Genomic DNA, 16502 nt, shown 5'->3' with positions numbered 1-16502 from the left:
AACGTCGTGGTTTAGGCACCTTGAAGAGCATGGGCATATCTAATCCTCCCCTCGTTTCTCTCGCCGTTTAGGCGTGGATGTCCGACCTGTCTTGATTTGTTGTATGGGCGCGGCATGGCGAACAATATTTTTTAGCTCGCTACCTTGTGTTTTTGCACGCCAAACAAACACGTCGTCCTTGTTTTTGGGTCGCATGTAATCGAACCACGCGAACACGTCGAGCTTGTATCGCGTGGGGGGGGCCTGCGTCATCGGGTAAAGCGTGCCTTGCGCCTTGGGCATCCATATACGCTCCAATTGGCGATTGGGAGACATGTACATTTTCATGGTGTCGGTCTCCACATAATTGAGCCCTATGAGGGTGCTGTCTTTGTTGTCTATAGGAAAATATATGGATCTGACGTTTCTGACGGCATCGCTACGCCGCATTTGCCCATTGACGAAATAGGCGTACATGTCTTTTGAGGACACTTGGTTGTAATAGGTGCTATCCGGGAGTTGTTCCACCGACAAAGCCTGCCCCAACACGTGTGCCTCGCGCACCGTACTATCGTTCATAAACACTTTGACGACCTCACCAAGAAGCTGGCGCCCAGCATTCCAAATTACCGGGTTGCGATACATCGTGAGGCACGAATCCTTGCTGTTGAAGACGAGCGAGTCGCACACGGACTGGATATCCACCCTGTACGTTCGCACCTTGTTGTAGCAGTGAACCTTACGAAAAGCCGAGTCTGTGTTGATATTAAAAGTTTCTATCCGCATCGTGTCGGCGTGCATATACAGCGTGTCCTTGCGCGAATAGTCCATGACCAAAAGATTTTTCGTGGCATATCCACGGCCTATTTTCTCGTTGTACTCCATCTTCTCGCAGGTGACCTTTTGGCGGTTCTTGTCATCAACAAATATCACCCTACCCTTGCCTCGGTTTTTGCCAGTGGCGCTATTGTAAAACAGGGTGTCAGCCGTGATGGTCTTCCCTTTGCTCACCACGGTGGATCGTCCATACAGCTCGGCCTCGTCCTTGGCGGTGTTAAAATAGCCGTCCGTGGTGGTTATGGTATTGTTTTTTCCCCTTATGACAGAGGGCATCTTCTTGCCACGGCCTTTGTCAGTGGTGTACATGCCCACCACATGCGCCCTCGACTTTCTTGTGTCATAGTAAAGCGTATCCGTGGAAATCCGATTTTTGGGCGTTTTGAGCTGGACATCGAGGTTGAACCGGGCCATTCGGGTGGCTGTGTGGTATTCGCCCCAGTCCGAACTAAGTTTTGTCTTGCCATCTATCAATCTTCCACCATTGAAAAAATAAGCATACTCATAAAGTCGGTCATAATTCAAACTGTCCGTGTAGAGCGTTTGCTTTCGATGTCTGAGCACCACGTTTTGCCTCGCCTCCAACATTTGCTCCTCACCATTATACCACGCTCTGTCACACGTAAGCGACAGCGTGTCCCCTTGGCGAAATCGCACGTGGCCAAAGGCGCGCATGGAATTGTTGCCTTGGTAGAAGTACGCGCTGTCACAATTGAGCCGCGCCCCCTTGTGCGTGAAGGCTACATGCCCCTTGACTATTTGAACGTCCGGGTTGGGACCATAAGCGTCGTACATCAACTCGTCCGCGTGAACAAGACGCACCCGCTCGTCGGCAGGTTTTCGCTTTCCTTTCCGGCTTGCCGCGTTGAGCAACCCAAGCACAAAGAAGCATAGAACCATCGAAAAGACAGTCCTATGCCCAATAGCGCGCAGGTGGCAAATGGATCGACTCGTCATTTAATCCACCCCTTATACTTAAAGTCGCAATCTTTATAGCGGTCGCTCATCCACACGTATGTATGCTTGATCTTGTCGGACACCCAATTATTGATGGTTTTTTCGCGCTCCTTATTTAAAACCACATTTTTCATCACTTGAAAATCCTCCGTTATGGTTGCGCGATGCCCGTCGGTCCTGCTTTTGAGTTTGGCTATGGCAACAACAGTTTTGCCTTTATTGTTGATCATTTGGAAAGGTTGGGATATTTCGCCCACCTTCATCGTGTCAACCACGCGCGCCACCTCCGTGGGCAATTCTCTCATTTGGAACCGCGAGGTCATGGATTCTCCCGTGTTGTTGGTCATCAAGCCTTGATTGTTTCTGGTGTCCTTGTCCTCAGACAAGTATGAGGCGGCCTCCTCAAAAGTAAACTTCCCCGCGCGAATGTCGTTTGCGATAGAATCTACTTGGTGCGACGCCTTTTCTATCTCCTCCATGGACACTTTGGGTTTGAGCAATATATGCCGGCATTTTATCTTGTCGCCACGCTTGTCGATAAGTTGAATGATGTGGTAGCCAAACTCCGTTTCCACAATCTTGGAAATCTTGTTTGGGTCGGTGAGGTTGAAAGCCACGTTGGCAAAAGCGGGGTCAAGATAGCCGCGACCGGTGTAATCCATCTCACCGCCAGCCCGCGCCGAGACGGGATCCTCGGAGTATAAGCGCGCCAACGTGGAGAACGTGGTCTCGCCTTTGTTCACCCTGTCGGTGAAATTGCGCAGCAGGTCCTTCACCCGGTTTATCTCTTCTTGCTTGACGCGTGGCAACCTGACAAGCAGTTGCACCTCCACTTCCATAGGAACAAAAGGGACGCTGTCTTGTGGCAAGGAACGGAAATAAGCGCGGACATCCGCGGGAGACACTTTGACATGCTCCACGATCTTGTTCTTCATCTGCTGAATGAGCAACTGATTTTTGAAGTCGTCGTGCAGCTCGGCGCGCATTTCGTTTATCGTCTTCTTGCGATATTCCTCCAATTTTTCCCTTCCCCCAGCAACCTCTATCCATCTATTGATCTGCTGATCAATACCCCTTGAGATCTCATTTTCCGTCACTTCGATCGAGTCGATAGACGCTTGGTGCAGGAAAAGCTTCTGAACGGCAATTTGCTCCGGTATGGCACAATCCGGGTTTCGCCCCCAGTTCACGCCCTCCGCCATGCCTTGCATGCGCGTCATCTCTATATCCGATCGAAGAATAGGCTCGTCTCCGACCACCCATACCACCTCGTCTATCACGCTTCCATCGGGTATTCTTACCTCGTCAGTGTTTGGCGTGACGGTTGTTATTGTGGTGTCTGAAAAAAAAGATTTTTGGTCCTTGCCACGACGATTGCCGTTGGGAATGGCCATCATACCCGTAAACAACGCTAATGCTGATATGATCGCGAAATGTCTAATTGTCATACGTTTTTCTTTTTAATGTTTGTTGACAGTTTTTACGATGTCCTCGTTAACGGTAACCGTATATTTCTGTCGCAGGGCGTTTACCCATTGGCTTTCGAGATATTCTTGATAGTCAGAAACAACCAAGGGACGAACGTCACCCATCACTTTTGGCGATTTGAGTTTTTTACCATAAACCGCACTGTATGGATAGCCTTCTATTTGCTTGGGCAGGGCACTCACCTTGAAAACCTCGTGGTCCACGAGGGCATTGTCTCCCTTTTTGAAAATGCCCTTTTCCGCCCTGATTCGAAGCGCAGAGTCTTTGTTGAATGTAGCGCGAAGCTGTTCGTCCCAACGCTCAAAAGGTGTTTTTTCCAATAGCTTACGAACAGCCTTGATGTCTTTTTCGTCTCGAGCGCGATAGGCTACGCCTTTAAAGCGAGGTTCTTCCCATTTGTATTTTTTCTTGTTTTTCTTGAAATACCGCGTCAATCCACGCTCGTCCTTCTGCGCTTTGGCCCAGACATGGCGGTTGCTGATCTCGTAGAGCAGCAAACCATCATGGTATTCTTTGATGAGATATTTCAGACTGGAGTCCCTCGCCTCCATCTCCGCCTGTTTATTCGCAAGCGTTTGCGCAGGCGTAGAGTTCAGCTGCTTGGCCAATGTGTCTAACTTGGCCGTGGCTATACGCTCGCGTATTCTTTGTTGATCAAGATATTTCATGATGCGGTCGCGCTGGTCGGCATAACTGTAAAAGTCGCGGTGCGACTTTTTGAGCATAACATGCCATCCGGCTGGGGACAAAAAAGGCTGGCTGAGCTCGCCGTCTTGCAAACGCCAAGCCTGGTCTTCAAATTCTTTTAATGTTTGCCCCTTGACGATATAGGGCAAGTCGCCGCCCTTTTGAGCCGTAGTGGGGTCTTGGGACAGCCGTTTGGCCAATGAGCCAAAATCAGCTCCGTTCCTCAACGCCTGATAAATGGAGTCTACGCGAACCTTGGCCGCCCTTTCCTCCTCGGGCGTAGCTCGCTGTCTCATGGCTATCAAAATGTGAGCCACTTGCACCATTCCGCCATTGTTGTCAATTCGTCGACGTGTCTGTTCGTATATTTTTCGTGCCTCCGCCTCCAAGTCTTGGTCTGTGACCAAAGCGGGCTTTATTTGCTGATCACGATAGTTGGCAAATTCTTTTTGGAATGAAACCATGGTGTCGAGGCCAGCCTCCTTGGCAGCCTCAACTTTCAACTTGTAGTTAATGAACATTCCAACATATTCCTGGACTGTTTTCCTATCAATAACGTCGGCCGTATTGTTCTTGTTATAAGAGTACTCAAATTCGGAACGAAGCACATCGGTACCATTGATGGTCATAATAACAGGATCGGCGTTCTGCGCAAACGACAAAGTGCCACACATCAGCATGGCGCCTAACAGTAGCTTTGATTTCATTCTAAAATTGCTCATCATGAAGGAAAACAAGCAAGAGAGGCTCTCGAGCAAGCCCTCTCGCCTATGCCAAACACTATTTACTCATGGCGCGAATAGTTAGGCGCCTCGCTGGTGATGGTTATGTCGTGAGGATGATTCTCTTGCACTCCCGCATTGGTGATGCGGACAAATTTGGCGTCGTGCAATTTGTCTATTATAGCCGCTCCACAGTAGCCCATTCCCGAACGAAGCCCCCCTACCAACTGGAAGATGACCTCCTGGACGGTCCCTTTGTATGGCACACGGCCAGCAATACCCTCCGGGACGAGTTTCTTCAAGTCGTTAGTGTCACTTTGGAAATATCGGTCCTTGGAGCCATTCTTTTGTCCCATCGCCTCGAGAGAACCCATGCCGCGATAACTCTTGAACTTGCGTCCATTATAAATAATGGTGTCTCCAGGCGACTCTTCCGTGCCAGCGACAAGCGATCCTATCATCACGCTGCTTCCACCAGCGGCCAAGGCTTTCACGATGTCACCCGAATAACGCAATCCGCCATCGGCAATCAACGGCACATCCGTATTTTTCAATGCCGAAAATACATCATAGACCGCGCTTAATTGTGGCATGCCCACACCCGCGACAATGCGCGTGGTACAGATGGACCCGGGGCCAATTCCCACTTTAACGGCGTCTGCGCCATTGTCCACCAAATATTTTGCGGCCTCGCCGGTAGCGATATTCCCTACCACCACATCAACGTCGGGGAACGCAGCCTTTACCTCATGCAGCTTGTCCACCACTCCCTTGGAATGACCATGAGCCGTGTCGATGACGATCGCGTCAGCGCCAGCCCCTACCAACGCGCTCGCGCGGTCGAGTGTGTCAACCGTAACGCCCACGCCAGCAGCGACACGCAGACGCCCCTTGTCATCTTTGCACGCCATAGGTTTGTCTTTCGCCTTGGTGATATCCTTATACGTGATCAAGCCAACCAAGCGATTGTTAGCGTCCACCACGGGCAGTTTTTCTATCTTATGCTCCTGCAAAATATGCGCCGCCGAGCCAAGATCGGTTTGCTGATGCGTGGTCACCAAGTTTTCTTTAGTCATCACCTCGTCCACCATCCTGTCCATCCTGCCCTCAAAACGCAAGTCGCGATTGGTGACAATACCCACCAAATGGTTTTCCTCGTCTACCACCGGGATGCCTCCAATATGGTACTCCGCCATCATTTTCATGGCGTCCCTCACCGTGCTTCCCCTACGTATGGTCACGGGGTCGTATATCATACCATTTTCGGCACGCTTGACGATAGCTACCTGCCGGGCTTGTTCGTCTATCGGCATATTTTTATGGATGACACCAATGCCACCCTCTCGCGCAATGGCAATGGCCATTGCCGATTCGGTCACGGTATCCATCGCGGCGGTAACAAATGGCACGTTCAAATCGATATGCCGAGAAAACTTGGTTTTTAATTGTACCTCCTTGGGTAAAATTTCAGAGTAAGCAGGTATGAGCAAGACATCGTCGAAAGTCAAGCCGTCCATGACAATCTTATCTGCAACAAATGATGACATAAATGTGATTTAATAAATTTATTGCGTGCAAATATAGCAATATTTTCGCATATTCAGGTTCCGATTCGCTTTTTTCTTGCTGCTTTAAAGCTATTTAACGCCAACCGTATTTCCGCGAGTTATCAAACAGAAATTCACATGGAATAAATATTTCAAGAAAAGAAAAACAAAGTTTCGTAGCCCGATTATCCAAAACGATGGCAGCGACATGCGCCTGTCTCAAGATAAACATTTATCAAGGTAGCTTGCCAAGTCTCACTCTGAGAGAAACGGCCCTAATTTCCTTCCTCCGATAAAAATTTGATGAGCACCAAACGTGCCTTTTGTTCAGCCGTCAAGCCATCTTCGTCGTCATATATATCAGCCTCGTCGATGGCATCGTCAATATCATCCGTCTCGCTTTTTCGAAAATACTCGTAGATATCGGCTATCTCGTCAGGGTCCACCACCCCGTCATCGTCTACGTAATAACTGATATTAACTTTCATCCCACTGTTTACGATAGACTCTATCTCGTCCAACAATTCGTCAAACCCATAGCCTTGATCGGCGGCTATTTCATCCAATGGAATGCGCTTGTCTATCAGTTCTATTATCTTTAGTTTTTTTTGCGATTTGTTTGGCAGGCTAATCACGCGCATCATGTCCGTGCGCTGAATATCATTCTCTTCGCAATAGCGTTTGATCAAGTCTATAAATTCTTTTCCGAACTTTTTGGCTTTACCTTGCCCTACGCCTTGAATTTGAAGCAATTCGTCCATGGTCACGGGATAAGTAGTGGCCATGAGCGTTATCGATATATCTTGGAATATGACATATGGCGGAAGATTGCGCTTATGGGCAACAGCTTTTCGCAACCCTCTCAACAGCTTGTAGAGTTTGTCATCAAGCGCGCCGGAGTTGCCGCCCGAGGCGTCTTCCGTTTCATCAAACTGTCTATCAAGCACGATATGAAACGGTTTTGGTTTTTTGATGTATCCAAGTCCTTCCGGTGTCAATGTCAAAAAACCATAGCTTTCCACATCTTTGTAAATATAATGCGCTATCATGGCCTGCCTGATCACAGGATTCCAAATAGACGGCTCGCGCTCATTGATCTCCATTCCCGACCCGAAATCGGCCAATTCGTCATGTTCGTGGCGCACGATATTATCTGTGGCACGACCTCTAACGAAATCTATAATATACGCTTGGTCAAAGTGCTGTTTCACCGCTTTAATGGCGCGTAACACCACCAGCAAGGCATCTTGGGCATCGATAGACTTTTGTGGGTGCGTGCAATTATCGCAGTTTGCACAATTATCCTTGGTATATTCCTCTCCAAAGTAGTGCAGCAAGAATTTGCGTCGACATACCGAAGTTTCAGCGTAAGCCTTGGTTTCCTCAAGCAACTGGCGCCCTATTTCTTTTTCCGCCTCACCTTTATTATCAGTGAATTTCTCCAATTTTTTCAAGTCTTTGGGCGAGTAGAACGCTATACAACGCCCCTCTCCGCCATCTCTGCCAGCCCTACCTGTCTCTTGGTAATAACCCTCAAGGCTTTTGGGGATGTCGTAATGGATGACAAATCGCACATCCGGTTTGTCAATTCCCATGCCAAAAGCGATAGTCGCGACAATCACGTCTATATCCTCGCGCAAGAAATCGTCCTGCGTCTGCGTGCGAACCTCGGTATCGAGCCCAGCGTGGTATGGAGCCGCCCTAAAACCATTTATCTGCAATTTCTTAGATAGCTCCTCCACCTTTTTGCGCGACAAGCAATAGATAATGCCACTCTTGCCCTCGCATTGCTTTAGGAAACGGATTATCTGGCTATCCGCGTCTTCCTCGCTATTCTTCTGCCTCACCTCATAATATAGGTTTGGTCGGTTGAACGAGCTTTTGAAATCCTTGGCATTCAAAATACCCAAGCTTTTCTTAATGTCCATGCGCACTTTGTCGGTAGCCGTGGCAGTAAGCGCGATAATGGGCGCGCGCCTTTCGTTTCTGAGCGTGGCAATTTTTTCTATGGTGGGGCGTATGTTGCGGTATTCAGGCCTGAAATCATGCCCCCACTCTGAAATGCAATGTGCCTCGTCTATAGCATAGAAAGAGATTTTGAACGACACGAAGAACTCCAAGTTGTCCAACTTGTTAAGCGATTCCGGCGCCACGTATAGCAATTTGGTTTTCCCACTATGCACGTCATCCACCACTTGTGCCACCGCGGCCTTGTTGAGCGAAGAGTTCATGAAATGCGCCACGCCATCCTGCTCGGTCAAGCCATTGACAACGTCTACCTGATTTTTCATCAGCGCGATCAAGGGCGATATAACAATAGCGGTGCCTTCCATGAGCAGGGATGGCAACTGATAGCACAAGCTCTTGCCACCACCCGTGGGCATCAGCACAAACGAGTCGCCGCCATCCATCAAATTTTCTATGATGGATTTTTGATCGCCCTTGAAATTATCAAAGCCAAAAAACAGTTTTAACTTCTCTATTAAATAGTCTTTGTTCATCATACCAGATAGATGCGTCATACCACAAGCCACCAAGGATACCCATAAGAACCGTCACGCAGACTCCAATTTATGCATATGCGCCTTCTCAATCTGGCTCTTTGCGTAATCAAGTGTCACCTCGAATTTCTTGATGCGCCTTGATGGCACATCAAACATGGCGTCCATGACCACGGCCTCAACAATAGAACGCAGCCCACGAGCGCCAAGTTTGTATTCCACAGCCTTGTCCACTATAAAATCCAGCGCGTCGTCAGTGAATGTCAGCGCGACGCCATCCATGCTGAAAAGTTTGACAAACTGTTTGACAATCGAGTTTTTTGGCTCTACCAATATACGTCTCAAGGCCTTACGGTCGAGCGGCTTCAAATAAGTGAGCACAGGCATACGCCCTATAAGCTCGGGTATAAGCCCAAACGATTTAAGGTCTTGGGGCAAAATATACTTCATAATATCGCCCTTGTCGATATTGCGAGCGTTCATTACGGAGTTGTAACCCACTACGTGCGTGTTGAGCCGTTGCGCTATCTTACGCTCTATTCCGTCAAAGGCTCCGCCACAGATGAAGAGTATATTTTTGGTGTTCACGTGTATGTAATCTTGGTCAGGATGCTTGCGTCCACCTTTGGGCGGCACATTAACCATGGTTCCCTCCAAGAGTTTGAGCAGGCCTTGCTGCACTCCCTCCCCACTCACGTCACGGGTGATGCTGGGGTTGTCGCTTTTGCGCGCTATTTTATCAATCTCGTCTATGAAGACGATGCCACGCTCGGCAGCCGCCACGTCATAGTCGGCCACTTGCAACAACCTGCTCAAAATGCTTTCCACATCCTCGCCCACATAGCCAGCCTCTGTAAATACCGTGGCGTCGACAATGGTGAATGGCACGTCGAGCAGCCGAGCTATCGTGCGAGCCAGCAAAGTTTTGCCAGTACCCGTAGAGCCCACCATGATGATATTGCTTTTTTCTATCTCCACGCCATCATCGTCCTTGGTCTGTTGCAAACGCTTGTAATGGTTATAAACAGACACGGACAGATAGCGTTTCGCCTCGTCTTGCCCTATGACATAGTCGTCAAGATAATCCTTTATTTCTTTCGGTTTCGGTATTTTTTTTGTGGGTTTATAGGTGTGCGGAGCGTCAGGGTTAGTCACGTCTTTGTCCCAAACTCCACTTTGCTGCGCAATCTCATACGCCTGCGCCGCGCAATCCTCGCATATGTATCCATTAAGTCCGGTTATAAGCAGCTTCACGTCATTTTCTGTTCTCCCGCAAAAGCTACAGGCTTTCTTTGGCATATTATTCGTCCTTTATGTTTTCTTGTTCTTTTTTCACTTTCTTACGATTCATCACAGAGTCTATCATGCCATACGCTTTAGCTTCTTCCGCGTTCATCCAGTAATTGCGATCGCTATCTTTCCAGACTTTGTCATAAGGCTGATGCGAATGCTCGGAGATGATCGTGAACAGCTCTTTCTTGAACTTCAAAATTTCTCGCGCCTCTATCTCTATGTCCGAAGCCTGTCCTTGCACCCCGCCAAGCGGCTGGTGTATCATCACTCGGCCATGCGGAAGCGACGAGCGTTTGCCCTCGGCGCCGGCCACCAACAGCACCGCGGCCATCGACGCGGCCATGCCTGTGCATATCGTTGTCACATCGCTCAAGATAAACTGCATGGTGTCGTAGATACCCAAGCCTGCCGTGACACTACCTCCGGGCGAGTTGATATATATGGAAATATCTTTGCCCGTGTCCGTAGAATCGAGAAAGAGCAACTGCGCTTGCAACGTGTTGGCAGTGTAGTCGTCTATCTCGGTGCCGAGAAAGATGATGCGATCCATCATCAATCGGGAGAACACGTCCATCTGTGTCACGTTCAGCTGGCGTTCCTCAAGAATATATGGGTTGAGGTATCGGTTTTGCGCTTTTATCACGTCGTCCAAGACCATGCCGCTCATACCTAAATGTTTGGTTGCGAATTTTCTAAAATCGTTGTTCATATTTTATTTCTTGTTTGTGCTGAGAAATCACGACAGACGTTTCTTCTTACCATGATTTATAACACAAAGATAACAAAAAAAGTCGGTATTGACCTGATCAGCCTTATTAAATTTCTTAAAAAATCTTTTCTTGCTACAAACTCTCCACGCGAATGCTCGCATAGCCCAAGAAGCCATAGCGCCTCGACCACCACCGCCTCACTTGGCACATGCAACTGGTCTTGACACTATGGCTCCTCGCCACACTCGCCTTCAGGCAGAGTTCATTTTAATATCGCAAGGGTATTGTCGCCGTGTTACTCCTCGGTCATCTTCTGAAAATCATCCAAAGAGATTTTTTTCTTGTTAAGTTTCACCACCGGTTTGGCAGCCTCCATAACTTTAACGTCGACAGCCCGGTTAACAAAGTTGCGCTTGCCGTCTTCTTTTTCTATCAGTTTCTCGGCGTATTGTTCCACGTACATCTCCGGCACGTCGTTCATGCCATACTGCGCGAATTGCATGCGGGCGGTCTCCATCGCGGCGTTCTTCACATCGTCATCATTCACCTTTACCTTCAATTGCTCCGCCAATTGGCCGCGCATCAAATCCCAAGAAAGCTCCTTTAGGCTCAATTCATAGTTCTTTTCTATGGCAGCCTCATCCTTGTCAGCGTTTCTTTGTTTTAACATGCGCTTGAGCAGAGCGTCTGGATAGGTCAGGGCGCCCACCTTGTCCTCAACGTATTTACGCAAGTCAAGCAAGAATTTATAGTTAGATTCACGCTCCAATTGTTTCTTCAACCCATCCGCGATTTTCGCGCGGAAGTCTTTCTCGTCCTTTACATTTCCAGCTCCATACACTTGGTCAAACAGCTCCTGGTCAACCGCATGGTCCTGCATACGGTCTATATTTGTGATTTGATAACTGAAGTCGCCGGCATATTGCCCAGCCTCTTCTTTTTTCACTTTCAAGAGAGCGGCCATCTCCGTGACGCTGTCCGGGTACGCTTTTTTAGGATTAAATGTGATGATATCACCCTTTTTGGCACCGTCAAAGATTTTCTTTTGCTCATCCACCTTGATATATTTAGGCATTATCACGGCGTCCTCCACGGTGAGACCTCCCTCCTTGGTGTTACCCTTGTCGTCAAGTTCACGCATGTCGCCTTTGAGCAAATCTCCATCTTGATATTCCTCCACGCTCACATTCTTGCCCATGCGCGCGGCAAACATTTTCACTTGTTTGTCCACAAGCTCATCGTCCACCTGTATGTCATAGTAATCTATTTTATCCTTGTTCGTAAGCTCAACCTTGAACTCTGGCGCAATGGCGATATCAAACATGAACGTGTAAGGAGGTTCCGCCTCCAAATCTTGCGCCTCTTGCTTCTCGGACCCCAAGGGTTCGCCAAGCATCTGTATATTGTTTTCGGAGATATATTTCTCGATCTCGTTTCCAAGCAGCTTGTTGACGGCATCCATCTTGATCGCCGAGCCAAATTGGCGCTTAATCATGCCCATTGGAACCTGTCCCGGCCGGAAGCCTGGCACATTGGCCTTCTTGCGATATTCCTTTAGTGCCTTCTCGACATCTTCCTTGTAATCGTCTTCTTCTACGGTGATCGTCAGCAAACCGTTGATTTTGTCAGGTGCTTCAAATGATACTTTCATTTCTAATTTTTATTATTTTAATATTTGTATTTATCAAAGGGGATTATTGCGATTTTAAAACGCAAAGTTAGCCATATTTGACGAATATGCCTAATATATACAACTAAAAATTATTATTTTTTACTATACAATTCATTCAGCAGAGATTTTTTCGACTCTTCGGCGACGGCTCGATCTTCCTCGTTCGACTGGAACTTTCGATAGACAAAATTATCGCTCAGATAGTTCTTGCGCACCACCTCGTTAGCCGACAACACCTCCGGGCTGCCTTGAAAAAGGATGCGCCCCTCAAAGAGCAGGTATCCGCGATCCACGATGGAGAGTGTCTCCTGCACATTGTGGTCGGTTATCAAGATGCCGATATTGCGATATTTCAGTCGCCACACAATGTGCTGGATATCCTCCACGGCGATAGGATCGACGCCCGCGAAAGGCTCGTCGAGCATGATGAATTTTGGGTCTATGGCCAAGCAGCGCGCTATCTCCGTGCGCCGCCGTTCACCTCCAGAGAGCCTGTCGCCCTTGTTTTTTCGCACTTTATTGAGTCGAAACTCGTCAATCAGGCTTTCCAGCTTGGCCAACTGCCGCTCACGGCTCATGCCGGTCATTTCCAGCACGGACATTATGTTGTCCTCTACGCTCATCTTGCGAAACACGCTGGCCTCTTGTGGCAAATAGCCTATGCCGGCCCGGGCACGCTTGTAGACTGGGTATCCTGTTATATCCTTGTCATCGATAAACACCTTGCCAGCGTTGGGAATGATGAGACCGGTGGTCATGTAAAACGACGTGGTCTTGCCGGCGCCATTAGGTCCGAGCAATCCAACGATCTCTCCCTGCCTAACATTGAACGTCACTTGATCGGCCACGGTACGCCGCCCATACCGCTTCACCAATCCCTCGGTACGCAGCTCTTTGTGTTTCAACTTCTCACGCAGCAGCTCGTCAACCTCCTCGGGTGTCATGTTATCAATGCCAAGGCGCGCGTCACGCTCTTGTTCCGATTCCGGCATCAGACCCAGCGAAGCTGCCTGCATGTCGTTTCCTAATGTTTTTATTGTTTCAGACATAGATTTTTACACTTTCTGTTTTAGCGCGTTGCCTGTCAATCAGTCTCATACGCCACATAGCGCAAATCCTTTTAAGCAAGTGTGTGGCACAAGGAGACGCATTGTCATCACGTGGCCATCGATACCTTTCCGCCGTCAAACGCGCAAGCGTGCCACCGCTCGCAATGCTCGGGAGCACAAAGGTTTGAGATGCAAAAATACTAAAAAAACATCTAATCTACGTTGTTACCAACAAAAACTATTAGAATAGTTGTAGTTTTTAAGAGGAATTTGGTTACTTTTGCATCTACTAAGCAAGTACAGATGTTTGTCATTCATATACTACACAAGTATCTCAGCGCCGTAGGTAGTTACCTCATCCTTATGGGGCGAGTGTTCTCGCGCCCTGAACGTCTTAGGATGTTTTACAAAAGATTTATCAAGGACATGTCCCAACTCGGTGTCGACTCTATCGGCATCGTATTGCTTATCAGCTTCTTCATAGGCGCCGTCATCTGCATTCAGATGAAAGTAAACATCCAGAGTCCATGGATGCCGAGATGGGTAACGGGCTATGTCACGCGAGAGATAACCTTGCTCGAGTTCTCCAGCTCTATCATGTGCCTCATACTTTCCGGCAAGGTGGGCTCCAACATCGCCTCCGAATTAGGCACGATGCGTGTCACCCAGCAGATAGACGCACTCGACATCATGGGAATAAACTCCGCCAGCTATCTCATCTTGCCCAAAATATTGGGACTGTTGGCCATCATGCCTTTTCTCGTAATCATATCTATGGCCATGAGCACCATAGGCGCATACGCCACCGCATACATTGGGCACATGATGCCACCGGAGGACCTCACCGCAGGCATCACCCACCAATTCAACCAGTGGTATGTGTGGATGAGCATCGTCAAGAGCTTGTTTTTTGCTTTTATCATCGCCAGCGTTTCGTCCCATTACGGCTATACCGTCCAGGGAGGGTCCGTAGAAGTGGGCGAGGCATCCACCAAAGCCGTGGTGAGCAGCAGTGTGCTCATCCTTTTTTCAGACGTATTTCTCACACAATTACTCTCGTAGGAAGCCTGCATAAAAGTCATCTTGCAAACATGATTGAAGTTAAAAACCTTACCAAGTCTTTTGAGGACAAAACCGTTTTGCGCGACATCAACGCCACGTTCCTCACAGGAAAGACCAACTTGATCATCGGCCAAAGCGGGTCGGGGAAAACCGTATTGCTGAAAACCATTGTCGGACTGCTTGAGCCCACCCAAGGAGAGGTGATATACGATGGGCGAGATTTTGTGACAATGACCAAGAGAGAGCGTGTGCTAATGCGCCGGGAGATGGGCATGATCTTTCAGAACTCCGCGCTGTTCGACTCTCTGTCGGTACTTGAGAACGTGCAATTCCCGCTCGACATGTTCTCCTCCAACACTTACCGCGACCGTGTAAAAAGAGCGCGAGAATGTCTTGACCGGGTTAACCTCATAGACGCGGAAAACAAGTTCCCGGGCGAGATTTCAGGTGGCATGCAAAAGCGCGTAGCCATAGCGAGAGCTATCGTGCTTAACCCCAAATATCTTTTTTGTGACGAGCCAAACTCTGGGCTCGACCCCAAAACATCGCTTGTCATCGACAATCTGCTGTCAGAAATCACCAAAGAATTTAACATGACAACCATTATCAACACCCACGACATGAACTCGGTGATGGGTATCGGCGAAAACATTCTATTCATCTACAAGGGGCGAAGCGAATGGCAGGGCACCAAGGACGAGGTAATGGAAGCCACCAACAAGCGGCTGAACGATTTTGTCTTTGCCAGCGACCTTTTCCAAAAGGTGAAACAAGTGGAGAATGACGACGAAGAGAAAGGTGGCATGGCCAACGATTGGGGCACGGCCAACAAACCCAAAGGGTTGTAGCCACAACACCACAACAAACCCATGGACACATTTTTCCGCACCCACGCGGCGAGCGCGCCACGCGCGCGACTTTAATAAGGAGCGTTACGCCCAACTTGTCAAAACGGGGAAGGGCTCAACCCGAACCAAGGCAGACATGTAAATGGATGAGGGGAGTTGCTCCAAAGCCACCGCCAGGCTTTACGGTGGAGGAGCAAACAAACATGCCGTCTTCAACTTCACACCAACTAACAACCCCCATGCGCCTGGCAACACATAGGGGTTGTTTGTTGGTGTGAAAGACAGCTAATATTGGATGTTTGCGGCTTGCCTCCTACTCGATTCACGTTCGACATGTTTTGTCGGTCAGCCAACCTCTTTTTTCGTTTTCTGCCAGATACGCCGTGAAATCGTCAAAAGAGTTAAAGCACGTTGAGACGATGTCCGTTTTTAGACCGGTTAAATTCGCTTGTTTGGCTGTATAGGGGCCTAAATAGCATAATGTAAGCTCGCCCAAGAGGTTGTGGGCATCTTTTCCATAAACCTCTTTCAGGCCATCGCTGAACGCGACAACCTCGCTGCCACTTGTAAAGGCTATGCCGGTCAAGTCTTTATTCTTAATCAATTCATACGCTTTTTTGCGCAGGCGCAGTTCTGTCGGCATGTTAAGGTATGCGCCAAAGCGTTTGGTTTTTGCGCCAAGACGCTCAAGTTCGTCCAAGAAATCCGGCACTGTCCGAGGTTCCTCCATTCCCTTGAACGCCGGCCCCACCACCGCCACGCGCTTGCCTCGCGCCATGTCTCGCCTCTCCAACTCTTTGGCTATGCCCATAGGGCTGGGCTCCGTCGACACAAAAGGTGGCTCAATTCCCATCAACTTGCGCATGCGGTCATTGTCTTTGCCAATGGCAAGGAAACGCGCGCTTCCCAGTTCCTTGCGATTGTGCCAATGAAAGTGCATGCTTTCGATGGCTTTCCTGCTGAGCGGAATGACAAAATCATATTTGTCAAGGTTGTCGCGCAATTCACGCATTTGCTCACCGGTGTTGTCAAATGTAGACTCCACCATCGGTATATGCAATACGTCCACCCTGTCCTTGTACCTCTCAAAGGCCTTTAGAAGCCTCTGGCTGTAATGCATGGGAGCCGTGATTAATAACTTTCTGTTCAT

12 protein-coding genes are annotated in these 16502 nt (G+C 48.7%); 2 read left to right on the top strand and 10 right to left on the bottom strand.

Annotated elements, in window-relative coordinates:
• Window positions 1–39: 39 nt before the first annotated feature.
• The 9 genes from HMPREF1640_RS03705 to lptB all read right to left on the bottom strand — a co-directional run bounded on the left by HMPREF1640_RS03705 (window position 40) and on the right by lptB (window position 13337).
• Complete coding sequence (locus HMPREF1640_RS03705) at window positions 40–1716, bottom strand: OstA-like protein (RefSeq protein WP_231565826.1); 1677 nt, start codon at window positions 1714–1716, stop codon at window positions 40–42.
• Between the two features lie 53 nt (window positions 1717–1769).
• A complete protein-coding gene (locus HMPREF1640_RS03700) occupies window positions 1770–3221 on the bottom strand; it encodes a peptidylprolyl isomerase (RefSeq protein ID WP_036892513.1) in 1452 nt (483 codons plus the stop codon).
• Window positions 3222–3233: 12 nt separating this feature from the next.
• The gene (locus tag HMPREF1640_RS03695) at window positions 3234–4655 is read right to left on the bottom strand and encodes a peptidylprolyl isomerase (protein WP_036892511.1); all 1422 of its coding nucleotides are present in this window, start codon (window positions 4653–4655) and stop codon (window positions 3234–3236) included.
• Between the two features lie 77 nt (window positions 4656–4732).
• On the bottom strand, window positions 4733–6217 hold the full coding sequence (guaB, locus tag HMPREF1640_RS03690; RefSeq protein ID WP_036892509.1) for an IMP dehydrogenase: 1485 nt from the start codon (window positions 6215–6217) through the stop codon (window positions 4733–4735).
• A gap of 275 nt (window positions 6218–6492) precedes the next feature.
• A complete protein-coding gene (gene recQ, locus HMPREF1640_RS03685) occupies window positions 6493–8718 on the bottom strand; it encodes a DNA helicase RecQ (RefSeq protein WP_036892605.1) in 2226 nt (741 codons plus the stop codon).
• A gap of 54 nt (window positions 8719–8772) precedes the next feature.
• The gene (gene clpX, locus HMPREF1640_RS03680) at window positions 8773–10017 is read right to left on the bottom strand and encodes an ATP-dependent Clp protease ATP-binding subunit ClpX (protein WP_036892508.1); all 1245 of its coding nucleotides are present in this window, start codon (window positions 10015–10017) and stop codon (window positions 8773–8775) included.
• A 1-nt stretch (window position 10018) separates the two neighbouring features.
• A complete protein-coding gene (clpP, locus tag HMPREF1640_RS03675) occupies window positions 10019–10720 on the bottom strand; it encodes an ATP-dependent Clp endopeptidase proteolytic subunit ClpP (RefSeq protein ID WP_052051691.1) in 702 nt (233 codons plus the stop codon).
• A gap of 296 nt (window positions 10721–11016) precedes the next feature.
• The gene (gene tig, locus HMPREF1640_RS03670; protein ID WP_036892506.1) at window positions 11017–12372 is read right to left on the bottom strand and encodes a trigger factor; all 1356 of its coding nucleotides are present in this window, start codon (window positions 12370–12372) and stop codon (window positions 11017–11019) included.
• Window positions 12373–12485: 113 nt separating this feature from the next.
• Window positions 12486–13337, bottom strand: a complete 852-nt coding sequence (gene lptB, locus HMPREF1640_RS03665; RefSeq protein ID WP_052051694.1) for an LPS export ABC transporter ATP-binding protein — start codon at window positions 13335–13337, stop codon at window positions 12486–12488.
• A 408-nt stretch (window positions 13338–13745) separates the two neighbouring features.
• Here lptB and HMPREF1640_RS03660 point away from each other — a divergent pair, with 408 nt between their 5' ends.
• Together HMPREF1640_RS03660 and HMPREF1640_RS03655 are read left to right on the top strand one after the other, a co-directional pair.
• Window positions 13746–14504, top strand: coding sequence for an ABC transporter permease (locus tag HMPREF1640_RS03660; RefSeq protein WP_036892504.1), 759 nt, complete (start codon window positions 13746–13748; stop codon window positions 14502–14504).
• A 29-nt stretch (window positions 14505–14533) separates the two neighbouring features.
• On the top strand, window positions 14534–15352 hold the full coding sequence (locus HMPREF1640_RS03655) for an ABC transporter ATP-binding protein (RefSeq protein ID WP_036892503.1): 819 nt from the start codon (window positions 14534–14536) through the stop codon (window positions 15350–15352).
• A 322-nt stretch (window positions 15353–15674) separates the two neighbouring features.
• Here HMPREF1640_RS03655 and HMPREF1640_RS03650 read toward each other — a convergent pair whose 3' ends face one another.
• Entirely contained in the window at window positions 15675–16502 is an 828-nt protein-coding gene (locus HMPREF1640_RS03650) for a uroporphyrinogen-III synthase (RefSeq protein WP_052051690.1), read from the bottom strand.

This window comes from Prevotella sp. S7-1-8 (assembly GCF_000758925.1).
Taxonomy (GTDB): Bacteria; Bacteroidota; Bacteroidia; order Bacteroidales; family Bacteroidaceae; genus Prevotella.
This window is presented reverse-complemented; position numbering and strand designations above follow the sequence as displayed.